The organism is Nocardioidaceae bacterium, assembly GCA_018672315.1.
Taxonomy (GTDB): domain Bacteria; phylum Actinomycetota; class Actinomycetes; order Propionibacteriales; family Nocardioidaceae; genus TYQ2.
Map to the genome: position 1 here is coordinate 661452 of CP076053.1, position 25966 is coordinate 687417.

The following is a 25966-nucleotide window of genomic DNA, read 5'->3' on the forward strand; positions in this document are numbered from 1 at the left end:
AGGAGTGGTCGTCGCAGCCTCAGAGCACAATCAGGGGCAGCCGAATACCGCCGCCGGCTTGACCGAGCAGCACCACGGGTTGTTCTTCCCCGCCAGACGGCAGCATCAGGTCGACCTCCTCGCTGTAGGTGTCGCCGGGCAGCAGGATGCGCGCAGGACCGCGACACGCCGGGTTGTAACCCGTAACCACCGTCTCCCCTTGCTGCGCCGCGAAGAAGGTTCCACAGGTGCCGCCGAGGGTGATTTTGCCGCCGGAGATGTTGCGTACGCTCACGGCGGCCTTCAGACGGCCGTCGTCGATGCGGGCCACTCCGACCTGCACGGCGGTGAGCGTGCTGTCGCCTGAGACGACGAGCATTGGCTCAGGCGGCATGCTCAGGCCGCCGACGCCGATCCGCAGGTCGACGTAGTCGTAGAAGCCGCGAAAGGTCGGGTCGCAACCCTCGATGACATTGGAGCCTTGGCGGCGTACGCGTCTCCCGTCGTACAGCACGTAGATCGGGGGGGCGAGGTTGTCATCGCTCCCGCAGCCGTATGAGCTCTCCACCGCGAGCGGGACCGGGCGACCACCAGGAGTGAGCACGGCACGCCGCACCTCGTCCACGCCCGGCTCACTGCCTCGGATGTCCGGCCGAGCCAGGTCACGCCGACCGCTGAATCCGTTCGACTCGACTTCGACGTCATCGGCATTCACCACGCAGGCATCCACGTCCCCGGCCACGGTCAGGTCGAGGCCGTTGAGCGAGCGCAGATCGAGCACGCGGCACTCCTCGAGCCCGGTCTCATCACGGGCGACGGGCATCCGCATCGCGGTTCCGTTCTTCTGCAACCTCACCAGCACGTTGTCGGGCCACGTGCCGCGCTCTCGAGTTACGTCGATCGACGCGTCGCGAGACTCGAATGCCGGCACAGACTCACTCTCCGAACAGTCCTGCCGCACCGCGTCCACCTGATTCGGTGCCAGCATCAGAATCCGCCAGTCACACGCCGAGTCGGGCAGCAGGGTCTCGGTGAGGTTGCGCCGAACGAGCGGGACAGTGAGGCGGTCCTCGTCCACGCTCGGGGGACCGCTCAGCTCGAGCGAGCTGCTTGCAGCAGTCACCCATCCCGCGCCCTCACCCAGCTCGATCAACCCGGCGACCAGATCGAAGCCGTCGAGCCGGTAGCTCAGCACGCTGCGACGCAGCTCGACCTCGGTGAATGCACGCTCGGTGAACTCGGCCGCGAGTTCTTCGCCAGGGGCGAGCACACGGGAGCGTTGCCCCTGCTCGGTGAATTGTCGGTCGACGCACGACGCGCCCTCGATAGTCCCGCTGCTCAGCGACTGGCGCACTCCGATCCGCATGACGAGCCGCAGGCACCCCGGAACTCGTATGCCGCGATCGCCTTCGTTCACCAGCGCGAGCCGTATCTGCAGCGCCCGAGGGCTGCGATCGTCCACCTGGACCGACACGACGGATCCGTACAGTTGTGGGGGCAGCAGGCCGGTTGCCGCGTCCTGGGAACCGTCCCCATCGACCCCACGCCCCGCCACCTGGCGGTCGCGGACGCTGTCGCTCAGCACACCTGCAACACCGACGACACCGAGCACCACCGCAGCAACCGCGACGGCCGCTGACCACCGCCGCTCGCGAGTCGAATCCGCGCCGACTCGGCGTGGGGAGGGCCGATCCAGGTAATGCTCCAGCGGCACCCGACCGTCGCCCGGGTCCGCCCAGTCGCCCAGCCGCAGAAGTTCCTCGAGATGCGACGCATCGTCGCCAAGGCCCTGCGTTCGCCCCTTGTCGTTCATCGCTGCCCCTCTGTCGTCAGCCGATCAGCCGCGGACCCACCGTCGGCCTGCAGGTACGCGAGCCGCGCCTCGAGCGTCCGTAGTGCCTTGCTGGTCTGGCTCTTCACCGTGCCGGTGGAAATCTCGAGCGTCGCTGCGGTGTCCTCCACCGACTGGTCGCACAGGTAGCGCAGCGCGATCACCGCGCGCTGCCGCGGTGGGAGAGCCCGCACCGCCTCCCGCAGCGCGAGCGACTCGGTGTGGTCGTGCGTACGCATCGCAGCGTCAGGACTCGAAGTCGGGTCGCCCGCCTGGGCGACCATCAGGTGCCGGCGGCGGAGAGTACGCATCGAGGTGCGCTGGGAGAGCCGCACCATCGTGGTCGTCGCGTACGGCCCGGGGCCCCGATCGTCGATGCGGTCCCAGGCCTGCCCGAGGCGTACGACGGTCTCCTGCAGCAGGTCCTCGGCGTCCTCACGGCTGCGTGTGAGGGCGTGAGCGAGGCGCCGCAAGCGCACCTCCTCGTCTCGGAGGTACGCCTCGATGGCGTCGCTGTGCTTCCTCACGTGCTCTGTCTAGCCGCGACCGGCGCCAGAGGTTGCCCGCCTCGTCGAGATTCTGCGCAGCGACAGGTTCCTCAGGCAGGCGGCGTCGCGTTGAAGAGCCGCAGCGAACCCGAGACGACCGTGCCGGGCTGGTCTGCGTCGGTCACGAACGTCATCACGCACACCGACGCCGGGCTGAGCTCCATGCGTCGCAGCAGATCGCCGCGCAGCGGGTCCAGTCCCATCGCCTCGGCCACGAGGATCTTGATGGGGGTGACGTGGCTGACCGCCACGACGGTGCCGCCGGCGTGGACGGCGAGGATGCGGCCGAGGCCGGCGCGTACGCGGTCAGCGACGGTCGCGAAGGACTCCCCGTCGCCGCCAGCGGGCACGTCCGGGGAGGCCAGCCAGCGACGCATCCCCTCGGGGTCGCGGTCGTCGACCTCGCCGAAGGTCAGCCCGTCCCACGCGCCGAACTCGGTCTCGGCCAGCCCCATCTCGACCGCGGGCTCCAGCGCCTTCTCGCCGTCGACCTCGCCGCCCAGCACGGCCGCGACGATGTCGGCGGACTCCTGGGCCCGACGTACGGGGGAGGTCAGCAGCACGTCGACGTCGCCCAGCATCGGCGAGAGCCAGCGGGCGGTGCGGCGCACCTGCTCGCGGCCGTCGTCCGTCAGCCCGGGGTTGAGGCCGCCGAGCCCGCCGGAGAAGCGCTTCTCGGCGGTGTGCTCGGTGACCCCGTGGCGTACGAGGACCACCGTCGTCAGCACGGTGTCGGTGTCGTCGGACCAGCCGCGCGACGGCGTCTGATCCCCAGCCTGAGCGGGAGTCTGCGCCGTCTGCGGGGTCTCGTCGGCTCCCGAGGCCACCCGTACGCCCTCGAAGTCGCCGTCGAGCGCGGCGTTCGCGAGCCGGTCGGCGTGAGCGTTCTCCGCGCGCGGCACCCAGGTGTAGGACACCCGGCCGGCGAGGTCGCTCTCGAGGCCGCGCGCCTCGTGGGCGAGCTGCTGCATGTCGGGGTGCTTGATCTTCCAGCGGCCCTCCATCTGCTCGACGACGAGCTTGGAGTCCATGCGCACCTCGACGTCGGCGCCCGGGGCGTGCTCGAGGGCGAGACGCAGGCCCGCGAGGAGGCCCTGGTACTCCGCGACGTTGTTGCTCGCGCGCCCGATCCTCTCCGCGGCCTCCGCGAGCACCGTGCCGGAGGCGTCCTTCAACACTGCTCCGTACGCCGCGTCCCCGGGGTTGCCCCGTGACCCGCCGTCGGCCTCGACGACGACGCGCTCGTCGCGCGCGGCGGCCGCAGCGCGTGGGGTGGTCACGCTCAGATCCCCGACTCGGGCGTACGCACCAGGATGCGGTCGCACTCCTCGCACCGCACGACCTGGTCGGGGGCTGCGGCGGCGATGTCGGCGAGGTCGGCGGAGTTCAGCGTCAGCCGGCAGCCGCCGCAGGCGCGGCGGTGCAGGGCCGCGGCGCCGACGCCGCCGTGGCGTTCGCGGAGCTTCACGTAGAGGGCGAGCAGGTCGTCGGGGATCTCAGCGACCATGCGGGCGCGCTCGGACTGGACGGCACCGGCCTCGACCTGCACCTCGCCGGCCTTCTCGTCGCGGCTGCGGCGCAGCGCCTCGATCTGCTCGTCGAGATCGTCGCGCTGACCCGCCAGGTCGTCGCGCATCGTGGTCGCCGCCTCCAGGCGCTCCATGATCTCGAGCTCGGCGTCCTCGAGCTCGTCGATGCGGCGCTTGAGGCTGACCATCTCGTGGCTGATGCGCTCGAGGTCCTTCGGCGAGGCGGACCCCGCATCGAGCCGCTGCTGGTCGCGCTCGCGGCGCGTACGCGCCTGCTCGACGTCGGCGTCGGCGCGCTTGCGGTCCCGCTCGAGGTCGTCGGCGAGCACTGCTGCGTCACGGGCCTGCGCGTCGATGTCCCCTCGCCGGCTGACCAGCTCGGCGAGCTGCGCGGACTCCGGCAGCGAGGCCAGCTTGTGCTGGAGCGAGTCGAGACGGGAGTCGAGCGCCTGGAGGTCCAGCAGCCGCATCTGGTCGGCGGGGTCGGCCTTCATGAGTGCTCCTGATGGGGACGCGCGGCGGGGTGGGAGGGCGAGGCGGCGTGCACCGTCCAGGGGTCGGTGACCACCGTGGAGACGCGCACGTCCAAGTCCCCCAACCTAGCGGTGAGACGGTCGGCGAGCACCGGCAGCCAGGTCCACTCCGCAGCCCAGTGGGAGACGTCGAGCAGGGCGGGCGCGCCGGGGTGCTCGAGGAACTCCGAGGCGACGTGGTGGCGCAGGTCGGAGGTGACGTACGCGTCGGCACCGGTGCGGCGGGCGACGTCGAGGAGGGAGTCGCCCGCGCCCGAGCAGAGGGCGACCGTGCGGATCATCCGGTCGGGGTCGCCGCCGGCTGCGACCCCTCGCTGCGTGGCCGGGAGGGCGGCTGCGACATGGGCGGTGAAGTCGCGCAGGGTCAGGGGCGTACGCAGCTCGCCGACGCGTCCGATGCCGCGGTCGGCGCGCCACGGCAGCTGCACGAGCTCGTAGAGGTCGTAGGCCACTTCCTCGTACGGGTGTGCGCCGAGGAGCGCGGCGATGACGGCGGTGCGGTCGCGGCGCCGCACGAGCACCTCGATGCGGACCTCCTCGACGGTCTCGGTCACCCCGGCCCGACCGATGTGCGGATCCGCCTCCGCGGAGGGGCGGAAGCGTCCTTGGCCGGTGCTCGAGAAGCTGGCGCGGTCGTACTCGCCGATCGACCCGGCCCCCGCGTCTGCCATGGCCTCGCGTACGCGCTCGGCATCGGGGACGGGGACGAGGACGACGAGCTTGTCGGGACGGTCCCCTGGCGCGGGGTCGTCGACGTCGAGCAGCGTGGTGTCGGTCAGACCCAGCGCCTGGGCCATGGCCTCGTTGACGCCCCCGGGGGCGACGTCGGCGTTGGTGTGGGCGGTGTAGAGGGCGCAGCCGCCCTGGATCAGGCGGTGGACGGTGCGTCCCTTGGGACCGGTCGCGGCGACCGAGTTGACCCCGCGGAGCAGCAGCGGGTGGTGGGTGACGACCAGGTCGGCGTCCATGGCGAGCGCCTCGTCGACCACGGCCGGGGCGGGGTCGACCGCGAGGAGGACCGTGCGTACGTCCGCGGTCGGATCGCCGACAGTGAGGCCCACCTTGTCCCAGGAGTGGGCGGTGGCCGGCGGGTACCAGCTCTCGATCTGGCGGAGCACGTCACGCAGCTGCATGGCCGCAACCTACGCGTACGCCTCCGCACGCCCCCCACCGCCGAGAGGTCACTTCCCGCGAGGGGTCACTTCCCGCAGAGGTCACTCCCCGCGAAGGGTCACTTCTCGCGAGGGGTCACTTCTCGCAGAGGCAGCCCTTGACTGGTGCGTACGTCAGGCCACGGCGTCTCCATGGCTGACGTACGCACCAGTCAAGGCTGCCGTCCGCACTGGTCAGCGGGAAAGGGCTCTCCGGGTGCCGCGCATTGCCATCACGCCAGTGGCACGACGATCTCGCTGCCACGAGGACCGACGACGCGTACGCGCTCGGCGCCGGGCGGCAGGTTCAGGTCGTAGCGCGTACGCACCCGCTGGCCGGGCGCGACGGTCGTCGGAACGCAGTCGACGAACGGGCTGCTGTCGACGTAGGCCTCGCCCGGTGACGAGGGGCCGTCCGGCGGTTCTTGCACCGTCGGCCTGCAGCTGAAGCCCTCGGTCGGCATGTCGCTCACGTTCTCGTACGCGAGCACGAACGAGTCGTCGCCCGCCGACGGGAGTTGTTCGATCGTCAGCACGCCGATGGCGCGCACGGGGGCCTCTTGAGACATCACGAAGGTCGCCGTCGCCCCGGGGTCGGTGTCGACGACGACACGGACGCTGGTGCCGAGCAGCCGAGGTAGGGACAGGCCCGTGTCTGCTGAGAAGAACGCATACACGGAGGTGGCTCCGGGGGCGATGGGAAGCAGGCCGCAGCGACCCGCGAAGTCCAGCGGAGGAGTCTGGCTCGGGACCCGGCGCCCGTTGATGTTCACGACCTCGGTCGTCGTGTCGGCACACGAGCTTCTCGCAATCGGCAGCTCTGTGATGTTGCGCATCGAGGCCCAGAAGCCGACGGTCGTCGCGGGACCGGGCTCGACCGAGATCCGCTCGACGTCGTCGAAGACCACGTGTCCGGCATCCATGCCCTCGGCGCGCGCCGTCTGCTCGTCGGCGGGCTGTGTCACCGGCACGGTGATCTCGCTGCCGAGAGGACCGACGACGCGTACGCGATCGGTGCCGTCGGGCAGATCGAGGTCGAACTCGCTGACGTCCAGCCCGCCGGCGCGCACCGCCGATCCGGAGCATCGTGCGTTCGGAGGGGTGTCCACGTAGGCCTCGCCGACTACCAGTCCGGCAGCGCCGCCCGGCTGCACGACAGCCGGCGAGCAAGGGAAACCCGGCGAGGTGCGGTCGTCGAGGTTCTCGTACGTGAGAACGAACGTGTCGTCCGCTGTTGTCGGCGGCGCCTCGACCGTCAACACCCCGACCACGCGAAGCGGCGTACTCGTGGACATCACGAACGTGACCGTGGCTTCCGGGTGATCGGCCAGCGACCACTGGATGGAGGAGCCGTAAAGCCGCCCCGCCGAGGGCACTTTCGCACTCGCAGAGAGACTGCTCGCCCCGAACGCCAGCATGGGCTCGAACTCGGCGCAGTCGCTTCTGCTCTCGATCCTTGCCGACTCCTGTCCGCCGCGCTGGCTGGGACGTACCACGCGAGTGACGTCCGTAGTGCAGCTCGTGCCTTGGACCGCTTCCGACGACCGGTTCTCGATAGTTGCCCCGAACGAGATGCTGCGCGTCCCCTCGCTGAAGTTCATGGCCCTTCCCAGCTCTACGTCACGCACGTTGCGGACCAGAAGCTTTCCGGATCGACCCGGCTCGGCGTCCGGCATCGGACGATCGGCCCTGTCTTCGTTCGAGCGCTGCGTCGAAGTCGGCGGCGGCCCGGCTACCTCGCTGTCTTGCGGCCCGACGATCTGTGCCAGACCGATGCCGCCGCTCACGACCGCGACGGCAGCTGCCGCAGCGGCGAGGGCGAGACGCGCCGGCCGTCGCCGATCGTCGAGAGCATTCACGTCGGCGGCGGCCGCGTACGTGTCGGGTCCGGTCTCCGGGCGCACCCACTCCCCCTCGCGTAGCACGCGCTCGACCCGCTCGATCTCGGCCAGGCTGGCATCCTCTGAACTCATCGGTGCTCCCTCTCGTACGCAGGATCGAGCGCGGCCAGCTGCGACGCGAGCGTCCGCAGCGCCTTGCTGGTCTGGCTCTTGACGGTGCCGGCGGAGATCTCCAACGCCGCGGCGGTGTCCTCGACGGACTGGTCGCACAGGTAGCGCAGCACCACCACGGCGCGCTGGCGCGGCGGCAGGTCGCGCACGCCGGCGCGTACGACGAGGTGGTCCTCACGGTCGCCAGCGGTCACGCCGGTCCCGTCGAGCACTGCGCGATCGCGTACGCGCACCTGCCCCATCGCGTGCCGCACCCGCCACCGCTGAGCGAGGCGCGCCATCACGGTGGTCGCGTACGCCCCCGGCCCGCGTCCGTCGATGCGTCCCCACGCGTCGAACACCCGGGACCACGTCTCGGCGAGCAGGTCCTCGGCGTCGTGGTCGTCGCGCGTCAGGGCACGGGCGAGGCGCTGGAGGCGTACGCGGTCCGCGTCCACCCACGCGTCGAACCCCGCGCGCTCCCGACCTCCCATGCCCTAGATAGTCGCGAACGCGGCGCCGGGTTGCCTCACAACTGCAGATGCAGCAGCGGCGCGTCGCCGAGCTGTCCGAGTCGGGCAAGCACCGCGTCCCGCGAATCGCACCTGCACCGCCTGGGCTCTGAGCCTCGGGCCAGCTCGTCGAATCTCCCGTCGTCCAGCTCGAGAACGAGAACTGCGACGGCCGCCGCGGGGCCACAGAACTGCGTCTTTTTGTGCCCTCTCGGCGGAACTTTGTGCCCTCTCGGCGGAACTTTGTGCCCTCTCGGCGGAACTTTGTGCCCTCTCGGCGGAACTTTGTGCCCTCTCGGCGGTTGGGCGCCTTCGCCCGTGCGCCTGTCACCTCGCGGAGACCAGCGACCTGTCAGACGTACGGGTCAAGATCGCCCCATGACGACCACGCGCGCTTGGCGCGCCCGCACCTTCATCGCCACCAGCCTCGACGGCTTCATCTCCCGGCCCGACGGCGACATCGAGTGGCTGACCGACCCGCCGGCGGAACCGCGCCATGTGGCCGGCCACGCCGGACCGACGCCGCCGGCCGACTACGACGAGTTCACCGCGCCCGTCAGCCACCTGGTGATGGGGCGCGGCACGTACGAGAAGGTCGCCTCGTTCCCCGCCTGGCCGTACGACCGGTTCGCCGTGGTCGTCCTCAGCACGACGATGAGCGACGACGACCCACGCATCTCGGTCGTCCGGTCGCTGTCCGAGGCCGTGGCAACACTCGACGACACAGGAGCCACCGACGTGTACGTCGACGGCGGGCGGGTCGTCAGCGCGTTCCTCGAGGCCGACCTGCTGGACGAGCTCTACCTGCACCGTGCGCCCGTGATCCTGGGTCGAGGCCTGCCGCTGTTCCACGACCTCGAGCGCGAGGCGCGGCTCGTCCACCTCGGCACGTCGACGAACGACGCCGGCATGACCTCGACCCGGTACGCCGTCGCGCGCGACTGATGCCGAGTGTGGTGTCGAGACGCTCGGCCGGCGCCTGGCACCCCCACCACCGGCTGCGTCAGTTGACGAGGCGGTCGTGGCCCTCCCAGTACGGCGCCCGCAGCTTGAACTTCTGCAGCTTGCCGGTCGCCGTACGCGCCAGCTCCTCGCGCACCTCGACGCTGGTGGGCGCCTTGTAGCCCGCGAGCCGCTCCTTGCACCACGCGATGACGTCCGCCTCGGTCACCGACTCCCCCGCCGCCGGCACCACGAGAGCCTTGATGGTCTCGCCCCACTTCTCGTCGGGCACCCCGATGACCGCGACCTCGGCGACGGCGGGGTGGGAGAAGATCGCGTCCTCGACCTCGATGGAGGAGACGTTCTCACCGCCGGTGATGATCACGTCCTTCTTACGGTCCTTGATGGTGAGGTAGCCGTCGGGACCGATCTCGCCCCCGTCGCCGGTGTGGAACCAGCCGCCCGCCAGCGCCCGGTCGGACTCCTCGGGGTTGTCCCAGTAGCCCTCCAGCGCCACGTTCGACCGCGCGAGCACCTCGCCGTGGTCGTCGATGCGCAGCTGCACACCGAGCGCGGGCGCCCCCGCCCGCGACAGGAGGCCGGCGCGCTCCTCGGGGTCGAGGTCGTCCCACTCGGCGCGCGCACGGTTGACCGTCAGCAGCGGCGAGGTCTCGGTCAGGCCGTAGATCTGGATGAGCTCCCAGCCCAGCTCCTCCTCGACGCGCATGATCGTCTTGGTGGGGGGCGGGGCGCCGGCGACGACGACGCGTACGCGGTCCCGCCCCGGGATCTCGCCTTCCCACTCGGATGCCGCCTCGAGCACCGCGGCGACGACGGCCGGCGCGCAGAACATCATCGTGACGCCGTGGTCGCGTACGCGTCGCAGTATCTCCGCGCCGTCGATCTTGCGCAGCATCACCTGCTTCATCCCCAAGGCCGCCGCCGCGAACGGGAAGCCCCACCCGTTGACGTGGAACTGCGGCAGCGTGTGCAGGTAGACGTCACGGTCGGTGCCGGCGACGTGCAGCCCGAAGGTCGTCGCGTTCACCCACAGCGTGCGATGCGTCAGCTGCACGCCCTTGGGGCGAGCGGTGGTGCCGGAGGTGTAGTTGATGGTGGCGGTGGCGTTCTCGTCCGGCTCCCAGTCGCGCGGTGCGGTGTCGTCGAGGTAGAGGTCCTCGTCGCGACCGAGCACGTAGCGGTGCTCGCAGGTCACGTCGGCCAGCGCCTCGTCGAGCTCCGGGTCGACGAAGAGCACGCGCGCGCCGCTGTGCTCGACGATGTAGCGCACCTCGTCGGGTCGAAGTCTGAAGTTGATCGGCACCAGCACCCGACCCCAGCCGCAGACCCCGTGGAAGGCAGTGATCAACCGCGCGGAGTTCTGCGTCACGAACGCCACCCGGTCGCCCGGCTCGAGACCGAGCTCGTCGAGCTTCGCGGCGAGGGCCCGAGCGCGGCGGCCGACCTCCGCGTACGTCATCTCCGGCAGCGGTGCGGCCGGCTGGTCGGGCTCGTCGATGATGCCGACGCGGTCGCCGTACACGGTCTCGGCGCGGTGCAGGAAGTCACGCAGGGTCAGGGGGACGAACACAGAACCTCCCGGGGCCAGGATTCGACAGGGGCACTCGACGGACGACCTCACCCTAGTCCCATCGATGTGACCCGCACCACGGCCCGGCTCCTGGTCTGACCGCATCGATGCCCAAAGGTCCCGAATCGGACAAGTCGGGCTAAAGGTCTTGTGATCCCACAGGTATTGGAATAGGTTGTCGCTCACAGGTCGCCGGTCGGGTCAGCGCTCGATCGGCTTCGCGACACCGCTTGACAGGACGGATGTCGCGCCGCCGAGCGGCACAGGGCGGGCGTTGGAGTGGGTCCGGCGCCCGCCTTCGCTGTGCTCGCTCGCCCGAGGTCCGAGGGTTCAAAAGATCGGTGGGCGCAGCAGGGATCGAACCTGCGACCACCTGCTTGTAAGGCAGGTGCTCTACCGCTGAGCTATACGCCCCGACGCGGCAGCACCCTACGACAGCCTCAGGACGAGCCCGACGCCAGCAGGGCCGCGACTCCCTCGCGGTGCTGCTCGACCGAGCGTGGCCGACCCACCCCGTGGTGCAGCGACCAGCGCACGGTGCCGCCCGGGTCGATGGCGTACGACGACCGCCGCGGTGCGCCCCGCGCCGGGTCGAGCACGCCGTACGCCCCGCTGACCGCCCCGTGCGGCCAGAAGTCGCTCAGCAGCGGCAGAGACCATCCGCGTGCGTCCGCCTGGGCGCGCCACACGAAGGTCGAGTCGCAGGAGACCACCGCGACGCCGACGCCGTCGTCCGCGACGGCGGGGGCGAGCTCGTCCAGCGAGCCCACCTCGTCGCTGCAGATCGGCGAGAACGCGAACGGCACGAACACCAGCAGCAGGCCGCCCGGACCCGACAGCCCGGCCAGCGACCGCGCCAGACCGTGCTGGTCGCGCAGGTCCAGCACGGGCGCCCGCTCACCGACCGCCGGCGGCAGTCCGCCGGTCTCGGGTGGCGAGCTCAGGCCGACGCCTCTTCCTTCTGCTCGCCGTTCTCGTCGAGGTCCTTGAGGTCCTTCTTCAGGATCTTGCCGGTGGCGTTGCGCGGCAGCTCGTCCATGAACACGAAGTCCCTGGGCACCTTGTAGCGCGCCAGGTTGTCCTTGACGTGCTTCTTCAGCGTGTCCTCGTCGACCTCGCCCTTGCGTACGACGAACGCCCGCAGCCGCTTGCCGAACTCCTCGTCGTCGACGCCGATGCAGGCCACGTCGTCGACCGCGTCGTGGCGGCTGAGGGTGTCCTCGACCTCCTTGGGGAACACGTTCTCACCGCCGGAGACGATCATCTCGTCGTCACGGCCTTCGATGTGCAGCAACCCGTGCTCGTCGAAGCGCCCGAGGTCGCCCGAGCTCATCAGCCCGTCGATGACCTCCTTGGACTCCTCCGTGCCACCGGTGTAGCCGGCGAAGAGCATCGAGTTGCCCACGAAGATGCGTCCCACCTCGCCCTGCGGCACCTCGTTCTCGCTCTCGTCGAAGAGCTTCACGACCGTGTTGTACGGCGGCTTGCCGGCGGTGCCGGGTGCCGTACGCAGGTCCGAGGGCTGGGCGATCGTCGCCCACGCCACCTCGGTGGAGCCGTAGATGTTGTAGAGGTTGTCGCCGAAGCGGTCCATCCACGCCATCGCGAAGTCGCCCGGCAGCGCCGACCCGGACGCGCAGACCGCCTCGAGGCTCTTCATGGGGTGCTTGTCGAGCACGGCGTCGTCGAGACGCATCATGCGCTGCAGCATCACGGGGATGACCACGAGCGAGTCGCACTCGTGCTGCTCGACGAGCTCCATGCAGTGCTCGGGGTCGAACTTGCGCGTGAGCACCATCGTCGTGCCGAGCAGCATCGCGAGGTTCAGGTGCGCCCAACCCCAGGTGTGGAACAGCGGCGCGGCGATGTGGCAGGTCCAGCCGTACTTGAGCGGGATCTTGGACAGGATCGCACCGGCGGCGTCCATGCCCGCCTCGCTGCGCGGGGCGCCCTTGGGGGTACCCGTGGTGCCGGAGGTGAGGATGACCGGCGCGGTCGTGTGCTGGGGCACCGGCACGGCGTCGGTCGAGCCGTTCTGGATGAGGCCCTCGAGCGTCGGGATGTCGAGGTCGTCGGCGGCGGAGTCGACCCACGCGACGACGCGCTTCACCTCGACGCCGGAGTCGTCGACGAGCTGGGTGAACTCCTCGTCGTAGACGATCGCGACCGGCTTCTCCCGCGCGCACACCTCGCCCATCTGGGGCGCGGCGAACGCGGTGTTGAGATAGAGGATGTCGGCGCCGATCTTTGCCAGCGCCACCGAGATGTCGATGAAACCGCGGTGGTTGCGGCAGAGCACGGCGACCGAGTCGCCCTCGTGCACCCCATGACGCAGCAGCCCGTTGGCCAGCCGCGTCGTACGCTCGTCGATCTCGCCCCAGGTCAGCGAGCCGAGCTCGTCGATGACCGCCGTCTCGTCGGATCCGCGCAGCGCCATCGAGCCGAACCCGCCGGCGAAGCCGACACCGTGCTGCGTGAGCACCTTGGCCAGGCCGGCCAGCGTCTTCGGCCCGTACGGACGCACGACGCCGGCGCGACCCAGCGAGACGAGGGTGTTGACCTGGACCTTGACGGTCTCGCTGATCTTCGACATCGAGTTCCTGTTCTGCTCACGCGGCCGCGCCGCACTGCTCTGACTCAGCGGGGGCGTCCGGGGAGCACACCCGTGCACCACTGACTGCCCCGTCCACGCGTACGCAACCATCCGCGCTCACGTCGGACGGATCAGCGGGCAGCGGGAAGGATGCTCCTCAGCGTCCCTGCTTGGGGGCGACCAGGCAGGTCGCCGACCAGCCGTCGCTCACCACGACCGTCGAGGTCGTCGACAGACCCGCCACGGGAGCCGCTTCGGTGATGTCGGCGTGGTCGACCGCGCCGGGCCGCCCGACCTTGGGGGTCACGAGCCAGACCGCGCCGCCCTCGCCGAGGTCGGTGAGCGCGTCGACCAGGTCGTCGACCAGGTCCCCGTCACCGTCACGCCACCACATCAGCACCACGTCGACGACCGAACCGTCGCCGCCGTCGATCATGTCCGCGTCGATCGCGTCTTCGACCTCGCGTCGTACGCCGTCGTCGACGTCCTCGTCCCAACCGAGCTCCTGGACGAGCATGCCCTTCTTCAGGCCCAGCTTCTCACCGACTGTGTGGGTGGTGTCCCCACCCGCGGTCGCGCTCACGTGTCACCCTCCGGATCCGTCAGCGGCCGCGCGATGCGGCCACGCTCTGCGTTCGTGTGCACGGCCAGTCCAGCGGAGTCGCGGCGGCTTGGCAACCCTGCCCCGCCGACCGGCCGCGACTGCCCCGCTTGTGACTGGGCAGTAGGTGGCCCTACGGGGTAGGAAGGAGGGTGCGACGGGCCACCTCGCCCGCCCGCACACGGCCTCGTCACCACCGTGATCCCAGGCCTTCGTGACCACGCTTAGGAGACCTCGCCTTGTCCGAGAACGAGTCCTCGTCCGGCAAGAACCTCGTCGCCGGCCCCCCGGTCATCACCGGCGGCCTGCCCACCGGCCTTCCCGACATCGACCCCGCGGAGACCGAGGAGTGGCTCGACGCTCTCGAGGCGCTGGTCGACGAGCGCGGTCCGGCGCGGGCCCGCTACGTGATGCTGAAGCTCCTGCAGCGCTCCCGCGAGCGCAGCGTCGGGGTGCCCGGGCTGCGCAGCACCGACTACCTCAACTCCATCCCGCCGGAGAAGGAGCCGTGGTTCCCCGGCGACGAGGAGCTCGAGCGCAACGTACGCCGCATCATCCGGTGGAACGCCGCCGTCATGGTCTCCGCCGCCAACCGCGAAGGCCTCGAGGTCGGCGGTCACATCGCCTCCTACGCCTCCGCGGCGAGCCTGTACGAGGTCGGCTACAACCACTTCTTCCGCGGCAAGGACGACCCCGGCGGCGGCGACCAGGTCTACATCCAGGGCCACGCGTCGCCGGGCATCTACGCCCGCGCGTGGCTGCTGGGTCGCCTCACCACCGAGCAGATCGGCCGCTTCCGCCAGGAGAAGCAGCACGGTGAGGGCGAGGGACTCTCCTCCTACCCGCACCCGCGATCGATGCCCGACTTCTGGGAGTTCCCCACCGTCTCCATGGGGCTGGGCGCCATCGGCTCGATCTACCAGGCGCGCTTCAACCGCTACCTGCAGAACCGCGGCCTGAAGGACACCTCCGACCAGCACGTGTGGGCGTTCCTCGGCGACGGCGAGACCAGCGAGCCGGAGACCCTCGGCGCGATCCACCTCGCCGCCCGCGAGGAGCTCGACAACCTCACCTTCGTCATCAACTGCAACCTGCAGCAGCTCGACGGACCCGTGCACGGCAACGGCAAGATCATCCAGGAGCTGGAGTCGATCTTCCTCGGTGCCGGCTGGCACGTCATCAAGGTCGTGTGGGGCCGTGAGTGGGACGACCTGCTCGCCAAGGACGTCGACGGCGAGCTCGTCAACAAGATGAACGCGACGCCGGACGGCCAGTTCCAGACCTACGCCACCGAGTCGGGCTCCTACATCCGAGAGCACTTCTTCGACTCCCCGGGCCTGAAGAAGCTCGTCGAGCACATGAGTGACGAGCAGCTCGAGGCGCTGCCCCGCGGCGGCCACGACTACCGCAAGGTCTTCGCCGCGTTCAAGGCGGCCAGCAAGCACGTCGGGCAGCCCAGCGTGATCCTGGCGCACACCGTCAAGGGGTGGACGATCGACGCCCTCGAGGCGAAGAACGCCACCCACCAGATGAAGAAGCTGAGCAAGGACGACCTGAAGAAGTTCCGCGACCGGCTGCGGCTGCCGATCAGCGACGCCCAGATCGAGGACTCGCCGATCGCGCCCTTCTACCACCCGGGCGAGCACAGCAGGGAGCTCGAGTACCTCAAGGAGCGTCGCCGGTCCCTCGGCGGGCCGCTGCCCGAGCGCCGCGTCAAGGTCTCCAAGCTGCTCACGCTGCCGAAGGAGGACGCGTACGCCGCCCTGAAGAAGGGGTCGGGCAAGCAGAAGGTCGCCACCACGATGGCGCTCGTACGCCTGCTGCGTGACTTCTTGAAGGCCGACGACTTCGGTCAGCACATCGTGCCGATCGCACCCGACGAGTACCGCACCTTCGGCATGGACTCGCTGTTCCCGACGGCGATGATCTACGACCCGCAGGGCCAGCGCTACGAGTCCGTGGACCGCAAGCTGCTGCTGAACTACAAGCAGTCCGAGAAGGGGCAGCTCCTCCACGAGGGCATCAGCGAGGCCGGGGCGATGGCCTCGACGATCGCGGCCGGGTCCTCCTACGCCACCCACGGCGTGCCGATGATCCCGTTCTACTTCTTCTACTCCATGTTCGGCTTCCAGCGCACCGGCGACTCGATCTGGCAGATGGCCGACCAGATGTCGCGCGGGTTCCTCATCGGCGCCACCGCGGGCCGCACCACGCTGACCGGCGAGGGCCTGCAGCACGCCGACGGGCACTCCCCCCTGCTGGCGGCAACGAACCCGGCGGTCGTGCACTACGACCCGGCGACGGCGTACGAGGTGGCGCACATCGTGCGCTCGGGCCTGGAGCGCATGTACTCCGTCACCGACGCGCACCCGCAGGGCGAGGACCTCATCTACTACATGACGGTCTACAACGAGCCGGTCCAGCAGCCGGCCGAGCCCGAGGACCTCGACGTGGACGCCCTGCTCAAGGGCATGTACCACTTCGCCGACGCACCGCAGGTCGAGGCCCGCAACGGGGACGGCGCAGCACCCCGGGCCGCCCTCTTCGCCTCCGGTGTCGCGCTGCCGTGGGCCCGGGAGGCCCAGCAGATGCTCGCCGAGGACTGGGGGGTCGCCGCGGAGATCTGGTCGGTGACGTCCTGGAACGAGCTGCGACGCGAGGCCGAGGAGGTCGGCGACTGGAACCTGCTGAACCCCGGCGAGGAGCCGCGTACGCCGTGGGTCACGACCCAGCTGCAGGGACTCGCCGACGAGGGCGTCCCCGCCGTCGCGGTCAGCGACTTCATGACCGCGGTGCCGATGCAGATCGCGCCGTACGTGCCGGGCCCGTTCGCAGCCCTCGGCGCCGACGGCTTCGGGTTCGCCGACACCCGTGCGGCGGCGCGGCGCTGGTTCCACATCGACGCCGAGTCCCTCGTGGTGCGTACGCTCCGCGCGCTCGCCGACCAGGGTGACATCGACCGCGAGGTGGTCGTGAAGGCGTTCGAGCAGTACCGCATCGACGACCCCACGGCGATGCAGGGTGTGAAGCAGGAGGGCGCCGACGCCTGAGTCGGACCGAGACCGACCCGGTCCACACCGCCCCACGGCACCCCGTCAGGACGGCGGGGTGCCGTTGTGCGTCGTGGTAGGTGCGCCCGCGCCGTTCGCGCCGTGGCATGTCACGAGTGTGTCGCAACTCGATGCGGACTGACGGGGGCGGTCGTGGCGAGGTGGACGTCACGCATACGTCTGCGTAGTGTGCGGCGCACCACAGGCCGTGACTCCGGTCACGGCTTGTGTCGTCTCGTCTTCTTCCTCCCCCACCCAGGAGAACTCTGTGCCGACCGACTCCGCCGCGCTGGCACTGCGCGACATCACCGTCCGCTTCGGCGGGGTGACCGCCCTCGACGGCGTGACCGTCGAGGTGCCCGACCGCACCGTGGTGGGGATCATCGGCCCCAACGGCGCCGGCAAGACGACCCTGTTCAACGTCGCCTGCGGCTTCGTCACCGCCGACGCCGGCACCCTGCACCGCAGCGGGACCGCGATCACCGGGGTCAAGCCGCACCAGCTCGCCGGCCACGGCATCGCCCGCACCCTGCAGGGCCTCGGCCTCTTCGACCACCTGACCGTGCTCGACAACGTCACGCTCGGCGCCGACCGTCACGGCACGGCGGGCTTCTGGTCCTCCCTGTTCGCCCGCAGCGGCGCGGACGAGGCCGCACTCCGCGAGCGGGCGCACCGGGTGATGGCGCAGCTCGAGATCCTCCCGTACGCCGAGGCGTACCCGCCCTCCCTGCCGTACGCCGTGCGCAAGCAGGTGGCCCTGGCGCGGGCGCTGGTCTCGGACCCCGACGTGCTGCTGCTCGACGAGCCGGCCTCGGGCCTCTCCTCCGACGAGATGGAGGCGCTGGGCGACCGCATCCTCGCCGTCAAGGAGACCACCGCGGTGATGCTCGTGGAGCACCACATGGACCTGGTGATGCGCGTGTGCGACCGCATCGTCGTGCTGAACTTCGGTGAGGTCATCGCCACCGGCACCCCCGACGAGGTCCGCGAGGACCCCGCCGTCATCGCCGCCTACCTCGGGGAGTCGGCCGCATGAGCACTCCCACGACCCACACGTCGGGAGACGGATCCGCCGCCACCGGTGCGGCCGGCTCGCTGCACGTGCGCGACCTGACCGTCGCGTACGGGCCCGTCCGCGCTCTCAAGGGCGTCTCGCTCGAGGTGCCCGCCGGTCAGCTCACGGCGGTGCTCGGCGCGAACGGCGCGGGCAAGACGACGCTGCTGCGTACGATCTCCGGCCTCGTCCGACCGGCGTCCGGGGAGATCACCTTCGACGGCGAGGACGTGACCCGCACCAGCAGCGAGCGTCTGCCCGGCATGGGTCTCTCGCAGGTGCCCGAGGGCCGTGGCGTCATCACCGAGCTGACGGTCGAGGAGAACCTCCGGCTCGGAGCCCTGGGCCGCCGCAAGGGTGCCGACGCCCGGTCGCTCGACGAGATCTACGAGCAGTTCCCCATCCTCGGCGAACGGCGCAGCTACACCGCGCACACGCTCTCGGGCGGTGAGCGGCAGATGCTCGTCATCGGGCGCGCCCTCCTGGCCTCCCCCACTCTCCTCCTGCTCGACGAGCCCTCGCTCGGCCTCGCGCCGCGCATCGTCAGCCAGATCTTCGGCATCCTCCGCGGGCTGGTCGACGACCAGGGCCTGAGCGTGCTGCTCGTCGAGCAGAACGCCAAGAGTGCCCTCTCGGTCGCCGACCACGGGGTCGTGCTCAACCTCGGCGAGGTCGTCGCCGACGCGCCCGCCGCCGACCTGGCGGACGACGACCAGCTCCGCCGCGCCTACCTGGGATTCTGAGGAGACACCCGTGCAACAGCTGTTGACCCTGTCCCTGAACGGCATCGTGCTGGGTGCCGTGTACGCCGCCTTCGCCCTCGCCCTGGTGCTCATCTGGCGCTCGACGCGCATCGTGAACTTCGCGCAGGCCCCGATGGCGATGCTCACCACCTACCTGGCGTTCGTCGTGCTCGACGCGGGCCTGCCGTGGTGGCTGGCCTTCGTCGCCGCCCTCCTCGGCGGTCTCGCGATCGGCGCCGTGACCGAGCGGCTGATCGTGCGACACGTCGAGGGCGGTCCGGAGATCAACGCGGTGATCCTCACCCTCGGGCTCTTCATCGCCTTCACGGCCCTCGCCGGCGTGATCTTCGGCAGCGACTACCGGTCGTTCCCGACCGGCCCGTTCGGTGTCCGGGGATTCCGTGCCGGTGACCTGATCATCGCGATCACCCCGTTCCAGATCTTCTCGATCATCGCCGTCATGGTGGTGCTCGTCGCGCTCGTCGCGCTCTTCCGCTTCACCGACATCGGCCTGCGGATGCGTGCCTCGGCCTTCAGCCAGGAGACGGCGAGGCTGCTCGGCGTACGCGTCGGCGCGATGCTGACGCTGGGATGGGCCCTGGCCGCGATGGTCGGCTCGTTGGCCGGCATCCTCATCGCCGGCGGCGGCCTGGTGTTCCCGCACTACATGGACGCCATCGTGGTCTTCGGCTTCGTCGCCGCGGTGCTGGGCGGACTCGACAGCCCCTTCGGCGCCGTGGTCGGTGGACTGATCCTCGGCATGGCGCTGAGCTTCGTCGGCGGTTACCTCAACGACAGCTACCAGGCCCTCACCGCGCTGGTCATCCTGATGCTGGTGCTCACGCTCAAGCCCGGCGGACTGTTCTCCACGACCAAGGCGAGGCGGGTCTGATGAGCCAGCGCACCAGCCAGGACACCACCGAGGAGACGCCCGTCGTCTCCGGCGCCGAGCAGAAGCGCAAGCAGACCTCGGGTGACAGCGACCGGTCCGTGGCCGACCGGGGCCGCGCCCTGTGGGCGCGCGCCATGGCGCACACGGGCGCACGGCACCTGATCTTCGCCCTGGCCGCCTTCGTCGTGGTGGTCGTCGTGATCGAGTCGACCAGCGACTTCGCGAGCTTCGAGATGACGCGCTTCGGCTACTACGCGATCGCCGCGGCCGGACTGACGGTGCTGACCGGCATCAACGGACAGCTCTCCCTGGGCCACGGGGCGTTCATGGCCGTGGGGGCGTACACCGCGGCGCTGTTGCTGACCGACGACCGCGCGACGCCGCTGCTGCTGGTGCTCGTCGCCTCGGTGCTCACCACCCTGGTCGTGGGCGCCCTCGTGGGCGTGGCCGCCGCCCGGTTGTCGGGGCCCTACATCGCCGGTGCCACCCTCGCCCTCGCGATCGCCGCGACCCAGGTGCCCCTGGCCGTCCGGTCCCTCGGCGGCGAGCAGGGCCTCACGCTCGGCTCCGTCGACGTGCCGACCTGGGTCGCCGACGTCCACTTCTTCATCCTGGGCCGCGAGCTCAGCACGAACCAGTACCTCGCGTACCTCACCTGGATCGTGCTCATCGTGGTCTTCGTGATGCTGGCGAACCTCAAGTCCTCCCGCGTCGGCCGCCGCTGGGCCGCCGTCCGCGACGACGAGGTCGCCGCCGAGCTCGTCGGCATCGACCTCGGCAAGGACCGCGTCGTCGCCTTCGTCGTCAGCTGCGGCGCCGCGGGCATCGCCGGCGCGTTCCTCGCCCTCGCGACCAGCCTCGCGGCACCGGGCAACTTCCGCCTCGAGCTCAGCCTGCTGCTCCTGACCGCCATCGTGCTCGGCGGGCTCGGCACGCTCTCGGGTGCTCTGATCGGCGCCGCGCTGCTGACCTACCTTCCCGGCTACGCCACCGACGCCGGCGCAGCGCTCGGCCTCAGCTCGCTCAAGGCCGCAGAGATCGCCCCGCTGGTCTTCGGCGCCGTCATGGTCGTGGTCATCCTGCTCGCGCCCTCGGGCCTGATGGGAGAGGTGCTGCGACGCCGCGCCGTACGCCGAGCCGTCAAGCGCGCCAAGGCCGCCGAGACCCCGAAGACCGCCTGACCACCACCCCCGAACCCACCAACGGCGGACGATCCTCGCCGCCGCGACCAAGGGAGACACAATGAAGCGAACGACCCGTCCGACCATGGTGGCTGCCGGCCTCCTGGCCGGAAGCCTGATGCTGAGCGCCTGCGGCGCCGGCGGTCGCGAGGAGGGCGGAGGCTCCGGCACCGACTCCGGCGAGGCCGGCGACACCACCGGCGTGACCGACTCGACCATCTCCATCGGCACGCACATGCCGCTGACGGGCGTCGCCGCACCGGGCTACTCCGAGATCCCGACCGGCTCGGCCGCCTACTTCGACTTCGTCAACGAGAACGGCGGCGTCAACGGCCGCACGATCGAGTACGCCGTGCAGGACGACGCCTACAACCCCACGAACACGACGAACGTCGTGCGTGAGTTCGTCCAGCAGGACCAGGTCTTCGGCATCATGGGCGGCCTGGGCACCCCGACGCACGGCGCCGTCGTCGACTTCCTCAACGAGCAGGAGGTGCCCGACCTCTTCGTGTCCTCGGGCTCCATCGCCTGGGGCGACGACCCGCAGGCCAAGCCGTACACCTTCGGGTGGCAGCCCGACTACGAGATCGAGGGCAAGATCATCGGTCAGTACGTCGCGGAGAACTTCCCCGACGCGCAGGTCGGCCTGTTCCTGCAGGACGACGACCTGGGTGCCGACGGCGAGATCGGCCTGCGCCAGTTCATCGACGACCAGATCGTCTCGGTGGCCCGCTACACCTCCGGCAACACCGACGTCGCGCCGCAGATCACCCAGCTGCAGTCCGACGGCGCAGACCTGGTCATCGGGTTCAACACGCCGTCCTACACCGCGCTCAGCCAGCTGGTGGCTCTGCAGACGCAGTTCGACCCGCAGTGGATCTACACCAACGTCGGGTCGGACCCGGCGCTCGTCGGCGGTCTGCTGGCGAACTTCTCCGAAGGTGCGGTCGACGAGGGCGCGAGCGCCCTGGACGGCGTGCTCACCACCGCGTACATCCCCGGTGTCGACACCCCCGAGGACCCGTGGGTGCAGCTGTGGGAGCGCGTGTGGGAGGAGCACGGCGGTGAGGGCGAGCTGACCAACTACCGCATCTACGGCATGAGCCAGGCGTACGCGTTCGTCCAGGCCCTGCAGGCCGCAGGTGAGGACCTGACGCGTCAGGGCATCGTCTCGGCGCTCGAGGAGGTCGGAGGCAGCCTCGAGGGGCCGCAGCTGGCGCCCTTCCGCTACTCCGCCGACTCCCACCTCGGCATCGGCGGCATGCGGATGATCGAGCTGGAGGGCACCGAGAGCAACGAGCTGACCCCGGTGCTCACGACCGACCTCGGCGAGGGCACCCCGATCGAGGCCGACGCGTCCGAGCAGGCGAACGACGCCCCGCCGGAGAACGGCATTCCGGACGTGCAGCCCGTCGGCTGACGTCTGACAACACAGCAGAACGCCCCTCCCGGTCCTCGGACCGGGAGGGGCGTTCTTCGTACCGAGCCTATGCCGGGAGGGGTGCTCTCCGGGGTCAGGCGGTGACGCCGCTGCGCCGGGCGGCGATGGGGCTGACCGGGGTCAGCGGGCGGTCGCCCGCGCCCTCGCGCACCGCGGGCGCACCGGGGCCGTGCAGCAGCAGGTCGCGCCACATCTCGCGCTCGTGCACGGCGGGCTCGGTGCTGCGGATGAAGTCCTTCATGATCTTCACGACGCGCTCGGGGTGGTCCTTGTGGGGGAAGTGGCCGGCGTTGGCAATCACCTCGACCTGGGCCGACGGGGCGATCTCGCGGGCGATGGCCGCGTGCCGCACGGGGATGACCATGTCGTCGGCGCCCCAGATGACACACATCGGCATCGCCGAGGTGAGGTAGGCACGGTCGGCCATGGTGATGACCTGGCCCCGCCAGTCGATGGCGGCGCGGATCACGTGCCGGACGGCCGCCCGGGCGTGGCGGTCCTTGAAGGAGTCGAAGATGTCGGCCACCTCCGCCAGGTCACGCGAGTGCGCCGAGCGCACGGAGGCGAGGCGGCGGATCGCGTGCACCCCGAGGTGGCGTACGCCCGGCATCGTCGCGAGCCGAAGGAACGACTCGGCGCCGGGCACCGTGAGCAGCCTGATCGCTGCGGTCACCTCGGGGCCGATGCCTCCGGGCGCGACCAGGATCATGCGTGAGGTGCGCTCGGGGAACTGGTAGCCGAACTGCATCGCCACCCCGCCGCCGAGGCTGTGCCCCACGACGGTGGCCTGCTCGATGCCGAGCACGGTCAGGAGGTCGCGCATGCCGTTGGCGTAGCCGCCGACGGAGTAGTCGGCGCGCGGCTTCGCGGACTCCCCGTGGCCGAGGAGGTCAGGAGCGATCACCGTGTACTTCTTCGCGAGCTGCTCGATGACGGGGAGCCAGGTGGTGTGGTCGCACGCCAGCCCGTGCAGCAGCAGCAGCGCGGGACCGGAGCCCGCCTTCACGTAGGCGCGACGATGACCGTGGATCGTGACGTGCTGCAGCTCGAGCGAGGTGCTGGGCATGCGCCGCTCCTGACAGTGGGGTGCGACGTCCGTACCCCTCGGAACGGACGGCGATGCTGGGGTCTGTCTGGACCTCAGTGTGGCATGCGCGACACCGGCAGGTGACGCGCAGGCGGACAACTGGTGACGATGGTGCCGCGCAACCGTCTGCGTGTCGAGGACGACGGCCTGTGTCGCACCCGCTGTCATGCTGGGCCTCGCCATCGTCGTCTCCCCAGCCCGCCGGAGGATCCGTGACCACCGAGGACCCGACCACCGACCCGGTCACCGACTCGGTCACCGACTCGATCCGCCGTGTCGTCAGCGAGGTCGCGGACGAGATCGAACCCTCGACCGTCACCGCCGAGAAGGAGTTCGTCGCCGACCTCGGCGTCGACTCGCTGGCGATGATCGAGATCGTGGTCATGCTCGAGGAGGAGCACGGTCTGCGCATCCCGACCGAGGCGGTGCGTACGTTCCGTCGCGTCGGTGACGTCGAGAGCTACGTGCGCGGCGCCACGAGCGCCTCGGCCTGAGCGGCCAGCTGCCGCGCGACCTCGTGGTCCGGCTCCTGCTCGGCACGGCTGAGCAGGTCGGCGGCCTGCTCGAGGCTGGCCGCGTCGGCATCGTCGCTGCGCCCGGCGGCGGCGAGCGCCTCCTGCGCGGCTGAGAGGGCGAGCCGGCGGCCGGCGTAGGCGGTGACGAGGTCCTCGACCCGCTGCTCGGCGGCGGTGAGCTCGGACCGCAGCCCGTCGAGCCGCTCGGCGACGTCGAGCAGGTCCGGCGTACGCCCCCGCGCCTCGTCGCCCAGTGACCGTGCGCGTTCGCCGAGGGCGTGCGGGTCGTGCCACTCCCCGCTCGCGACCGCTCCCTCGACCGCGGGACGTTGCTGCTCGACCCGCTCGGCCAGCCGTTGGGCACGCGCGGCAGCACGGTCGGCGCTGAGCGGCAGCTGCTCGGCGACCTGCCGCAGCTCCGCGAGTCGAGCGGCGACCTGGTTCGTGGCGATGCGGGCGGTGTCGCAGAGCACCTCGGCCTCCTCGAGGTGCCGCCTGGCCCGGTCGAGCTGCTGGACCTCCACGGAGCACTCCTGCGTGGCCGCTCGCAGCAGGCGAGGCACGGCCGCGCGCGCCTCGGCCCCCTCGTCGAGGCCGGCGCGCAGGCCCTCGGTCACGACGGGGGCGAGCGAGTCCTCGAGCTCCTCCAGCAGCGTGTACGCCGCGTCGAGGTCACGGTCGAGCGCCGGCGTGCGGCGGCCCACCGCCTCGATGTCACGCTCGAGCTCCGCCCGCTCGGCATCGAGGCTGCCCAGCCGGCGGTCGGCCTCGACGAGGTCCTGCTCGGCGGACGTCAGCAGACCGACCGCCTCTCCCACCCGGCGCTGGGCGCCCAGGTCGGCGGCGGTGTCGAGCCGGGCTCGTACGGCGTCCGGCACGTGGTCGAAGTCGGCCGTGCGGTAGCCGCGCTGCCGCAGGTCGTGCAGGTCCTGCGTGAGGTCGTCGGCCCGGCGCCGGACCGAGGCCAGGCGCTCGGGCAGCATCGCCGCCTCGTGGTCGAGGTCGCCGACCCGCCGCTCGACCTCGGCCAGGGCGGTCGAGGCCTCGGCGACGTCGAGCCGCAGGGTCGCGTACGCCGTGGCGGCCGCGCTCACCTGCTGCGGCGTGGGCTGCCCTGCCTCCGGTGGCCGTGTCGCCGTCGTCGAGGGCGGGGCGTCGACGGCCGGCGCAGCGGGGTGCTCGAGCGCGAGCTGACGCCAGCTGCGGTCGACGGCCTCGACCTGGGCGACCGCCGCGCGGTGCGCGGTGCGTACCTGCTCGAGTGCGGGGTCCTCGTGATCGGGGAGCGTGGCGACCCTGTCCGCCGTGGCCCGGGCGACCACACCGAGGGAGGAGATCTCGGCGGCGGCCGCGCTGCGGGCTGCGCGCAGCTCGGCGCGCGCCTGCTGCGCACGCGTCCGCGCCGCGCGACGCGACATCAGCAGTCCGCCCACGGCGAGAGCGACGAGGGCCAGCACCAGCAGCACCGTCAGCACCGGGCCCCAGATCGACCCCGAGTCCGTGGAGTCGGCGGTGTCCGCTGCGGCCGCGTCGATGCCGTCCTCGGCCCCGTCGTCCGCCGCGGGAGGCGGGGTCGGTTGCTCGGCGGGTCCCGGTGAGCCCTCCCCGTCCCGGAACTCGCCCTGAGGTTCCACCGCGTCGCGGTAGGTGCGGAGCGCCTGCAGCAGCGCTGCTGTGTCGCGTCCTTGCGCGAGGGCCTCGCTCGCGGCGGCCTCGGCGAGGGGTTCGGTCGCCTCGAAGGGGATGATCAGGCGGCCGTCGAACACGGTGCCGATCGCACCGGCAGCGGTGTCGAGGCCGAGCACGAACAGAGAGCGTCGCTCGCCGGGCTCGTAGCCCCAGTCCCCGCAGGCGTCGGCCGCGTCACGCAGCGCGAGGTCGACGTCGATGCCGTCCGCCCGGTCCGCGAAGGTGAGCACCTTGACGGTGGCACGTCGAGGGAAGTCCCTCGCCACCTGGCGGAGCCGCCGGTCCCCGACCGCGTCGGCGAGGTCGATGACGGTGCTGTCGGCGCAGCGCGCGTCCAGCGGCGGATCCGTCTCGGTGGCGACGGCGGGCGCGACGTCGGGTCCGGCGGCCACGAGGCCGCCTGCGCCGACGAGGAGGGTCGACACGAGGACCGCCGTACGCCGACGCATCCCGACGCCGGAACGGACTGCTCGCACGTGCTCCTCCTCGGGCCATCGTCCGCGGACGGTCCGA

At 70.9% G+C, this 25966-nt stretch carries 21 protein-coding genes and 1 tRNA gene; 8 read left to right on the top strand and 14 right to left on the bottom strand.

Going from position 1 to position 25966, the window contains the following annotated elements:
* Positions 1–19: 19 nt before the first annotated feature.
* From KLP28_03140 to KLP28_03170, 7 genes are all read right to left on the bottom strand, one after another.
* Positions 20–1792, bottom strand: a complete 1773-nt coding sequence (locus KLP28_03140) for a hypothetical protein (protein ID QWC85764.1) — start codon at positions 1790–1792, stop codon at positions 20–22.
* Positions 1789–2337: a sigma-70 family RNA polymerase sigma factor gene (locus KLP28_03145; GenBank protein ID QWC85765.1), complete on the bottom strand. Its 549-nt coding sequence runs from the start codon at positions 2335–2337 to the stop codon at positions 1789–1791. Before KLP28_03145 ends, KLP28_03140 begins: the two co-directional genes overlap by 4 nt.
* Positions 2338–2408: 71 nt before the next feature.
* Positions 2409–3638 carry a bifunctional RNase H/acid phosphatase gene (locus KLP28_03150; protein QWC85766.1) on the bottom strand — a complete coding sequence of 410 codons (1230 nt, stop codon included), beginning with the start codon at positions 3636–3638 and terminating at the stop codon, positions 2409–2411.
* A 2-nt stretch (positions 3639–3640) separates the two neighbouring features.
* Positions 3641–4357, bottom strand: a complete 717-nt coding sequence (locus tag KLP28_03155; protein ID QWC86770.1) for a hypothetical protein — start codon at positions 4355–4357, stop codon at positions 3641–3643.
* A gap of 20 nt (positions 4358–4377) precedes the next feature.
* Positions 4378–5553 carry a Nif3-like dinuclear metal center hexameric protein gene (locus KLP28_03160; GenBank protein ID QWC85767.1) on the bottom strand — a complete coding sequence of 392 codons (1176 nt, stop codon included), beginning with the start codon at positions 5551–5553 and terminating at the stop codon, positions 4378–4380.
* Between the two features lie 251 nt (positions 5554–5804).
* Positions 5805–7544 (bottom strand): hypothetical protein, encoded by a 1740-nt coding sequence (locus KLP28_03165; protein QWC85768.1) that lies wholly within the window; start codon positions 7542–7544, stop codon positions 5805–5807.
* Complete coding sequence (locus tag KLP28_03170; protein ID QWC85769.1) at positions 7541–8056, bottom strand: sigma-70 family RNA polymerase sigma factor; 516 nt, start codon at positions 8054–8056, stop codon at positions 7541–7543. Before KLP28_03170 ends, KLP28_03165 begins: the two co-directional genes overlap by 4 nt.
* Before the next feature lie 396 nt (positions 8057–8452).
* Between KLP28_03170 and KLP28_03175 the strand changes: the two genes are divergently transcribed.
* Positions 8453–9019 (top strand): dihydrofolate reductase family protein, encoded by a 567-nt coding sequence (locus KLP28_03175; protein QWC85770.1) that lies wholly within the window; start codon positions 8453–8455, stop codon positions 9017–9019.
* 58 nt (positions 9020–9077) lie between these two features.
* On the opposite strand, the gene KLP28_03180 is transcribed toward KLP28_03175, so the two are convergent.
* From KLP28_03180 to KLP28_03200, 5 genes are all read right to left on the bottom strand, one after another.
* The gene (locus KLP28_03180; GenBank protein ID QWC85771.1) at positions 9078–10607 is read right to left on the bottom strand and encodes an AMP-binding protein; all 1530 of its coding nucleotides are present in this window, start codon (positions 10605–10607) and stop codon (positions 9078–9080) included.
* A gap of 342 nt (positions 10608–10949) precedes the next feature.
* Positions 10950–11021, bottom strand: a tRNA-Val gene (locus KLP28_03185).
* A gap of 26 nt (positions 11022–11047) precedes the next feature.
* Positions 11048–11494, bottom strand: a complete 447-nt coding sequence (locus KLP28_03190) for a redoxin domain-containing protein (GenBank protein QWC85772.1) — start codon at positions 11492–11494, stop codon at positions 11048–11050.
* A 53-nt stretch (positions 11495–11547) separates the two neighbouring features.
* A complete protein-coding gene (locus KLP28_03195) occupies positions 11548–13200 on the bottom strand; it encodes an AMP-binding protein (GenBank protein QWC85773.1) in 1653 nt (550 codons plus the stop codon).
* A gap of 157 nt (positions 13201–13357) precedes the next feature.
* Positions 13358–13783, bottom strand: coding sequence for a DUF3052 domain-containing protein (locus KLP28_03200; GenBank protein ID QWC85774.1), 426 nt, complete (start codon positions 13781–13783; stop codon positions 13358–13360).
* A 311-nt stretch (positions 13784–14094) separates the two neighbouring features.
* On the opposite strand from KLP28_03200, the gene aceE reads away from it, so the two are divergent.
* The 6 genes from aceE to KLP28_03230 all read left to right on the top strand — a co-directional run bounded on the left by aceE (position 14095) and on the right by KLP28_03230 (position 22141).
* Positions 14095–16851: a pyruvate dehydrogenase (acetyl-transferring), homodimeric type gene (gene aceE, locus KLP28_03205; GenBank protein QWC86771.1), complete on the top strand. Its 2757-nt coding sequence runs from the start codon at positions 14095–14097 to the stop codon at positions 16849–16851.
* A 208-nt stretch (positions 16852–17059) separates the two neighbouring features.
* Positions 17060–17887 carry an ABC transporter ATP-binding protein gene (locus KLP28_03210; protein ID QWC85775.1) on the top strand — a complete coding sequence of 276 codons (828 nt, stop codon included), beginning with the start codon at positions 17060–17062 and terminating at the stop codon, positions 17885–17887.
* On the top strand, positions 17884–18648 hold the full coding sequence (locus KLP28_03215; GenBank protein ID QWC85776.1) for an ABC transporter ATP-binding protein: 765 nt from the start codon (positions 17884–17886) through the stop codon (positions 18646–18648). The genes KLP28_03210 and KLP28_03215 overlap by 4 nt, the downstream gene beginning before the upstream one ends.
* Before the next feature lie 10 nt (positions 18649–18658).
* A complete protein-coding gene (locus KLP28_03220; GenBank protein QWC85777.1) occupies positions 18659–19540 on the top strand; it encodes a branched-chain amino acid ABC transporter permease in 882 nt (293 codons plus the stop codon).
* Entirely contained in the window at positions 19540–20721 is a 1182-nt protein-coding gene (locus tag KLP28_03225; GenBank protein ID QWC85778.1) for a branched-chain amino acid ABC transporter permease, read from the top strand. Before KLP28_03220 ends, KLP28_03225 begins: the two co-directional genes overlap by 1 nt.
* A 61-nt stretch (positions 20722–20782) precedes the next feature.
* Entirely contained in the window at positions 20783–22141 is a 1359-nt protein-coding gene (locus KLP28_03230) for an ABC transporter substrate-binding protein (GenBank protein QWC85779.1), read from the top strand.
* A gap of 94 nt (positions 22142–22235) precedes the next feature.
* On the opposite strand, the gene KLP28_03235 is transcribed toward KLP28_03230, so the two are convergent.
* Entirely contained in the window at positions 22236–23228 is a 993-nt protein-coding gene (locus KLP28_03235) for an alpha/beta fold hydrolase (GenBank protein QWC85780.1), read from the bottom strand.
* A gap of 233 nt (positions 23229–23461) precedes the next feature.
* On the opposite strand from KLP28_03235, the gene KLP28_03240 reads away from it, so the two are divergent.
* Positions 23462–23743 (top strand): acyl carrier protein, encoded by a 282-nt coding sequence (locus tag KLP28_03240; protein ID QWC85781.1) that lies wholly within the window; start codon positions 23462–23464, stop codon positions 23741–23743.
* Here KLP28_03240 and KLP28_03245 read toward each other — a convergent pair.
* Positions 23710–25929 (bottom strand): hypothetical protein, encoded by a 2220-nt coding sequence (locus KLP28_03245; GenBank protein ID QWC85782.1) that lies wholly within the window; start codon positions 25927–25929, stop codon positions 23710–23712. The two genes, KLP28_03240 and KLP28_03245, sit on opposite strands and share 34 nt — an antisense overlap.
* Positions 25930–25966 lie beyond the last annotated feature (37 nt).

Bases quoted from the DNA above. Each gene is read 5' to 3' on its own strand.
- KLP28_03160 (QWC85767.1), bottom strand. From the start codon at position 5,553: ATGCAGCTGCGTGACGTGCTCCGCCAGATCGAGAGCTGGTACCCGCCG.
- KLP28_03155 (QWC86770.1), bottom strand. From the start codon at position 4,357: ATGCGGCTGCTGGACCTCCAGGCGCTCGACTCCCGTCTCGACTCGCTC.
- KLP28_03215 (QWC85776.1), top strand. From the start codon at position 17,884: ATGAGCACTCCCACGACCCACACGTCGGGAGACGGATCCGCCGCCACC.
- KLP28_03230 (QWC85779.1), top strand. From the start codon at position 20,783: ATGAAGCGAACGACCCGTCCGACCATGGTGGCTGCCGGCCTCCTGGCC.
- KLP28_03175 (QWC85770.1), top strand. From the start codon at position 8,453: ATGACGACCACGCGCGCTTGGCGCGCCCGCACCTTCATCGCCACCAGC.
- KLP28_03170 (QWC85769.1), bottom strand. From the start codon at position 8,056: ATGGGAGGTCGGGAGCGCGCGGGGTTCGACGCGTGGGTGGACGCGGAC.
- KLP28_03195 (QWC85773.1), bottom strand. From the start codon at position 13,200: ATGTCGAAGATCAGCGAGACCGTCAAGGTCCAGGTCAACACCCTCGTC.
- KLP28_03140 (QWC85764.1), bottom strand. From the start codon at position 1,792: ATGAACGACAAGGGGCGAACGCAGGGCCTTGGCGACGATGCGTCGCAT.
- KLP28_03235 (QWC85780.1), bottom strand. From the start codon at position 23,228: ATGCCCAGCACCTCGCTCGAGCTGCAGCACGTCACGATCCACGGTCAT.
- KLP28_03165 (QWC85768.1), bottom strand. From the start codon at position 7,544: ATGAGTTCAGAGGATGCCAGCCTGGCCGAGATCGAGCGGGTCGAGCGC.
- KLP28_03225 (QWC85778.1), top strand. From the start codon at position 19,540: ATGAGCCAGCGCACCAGCCAGGACACCACCGAGGAGACGCCCGTCGTC.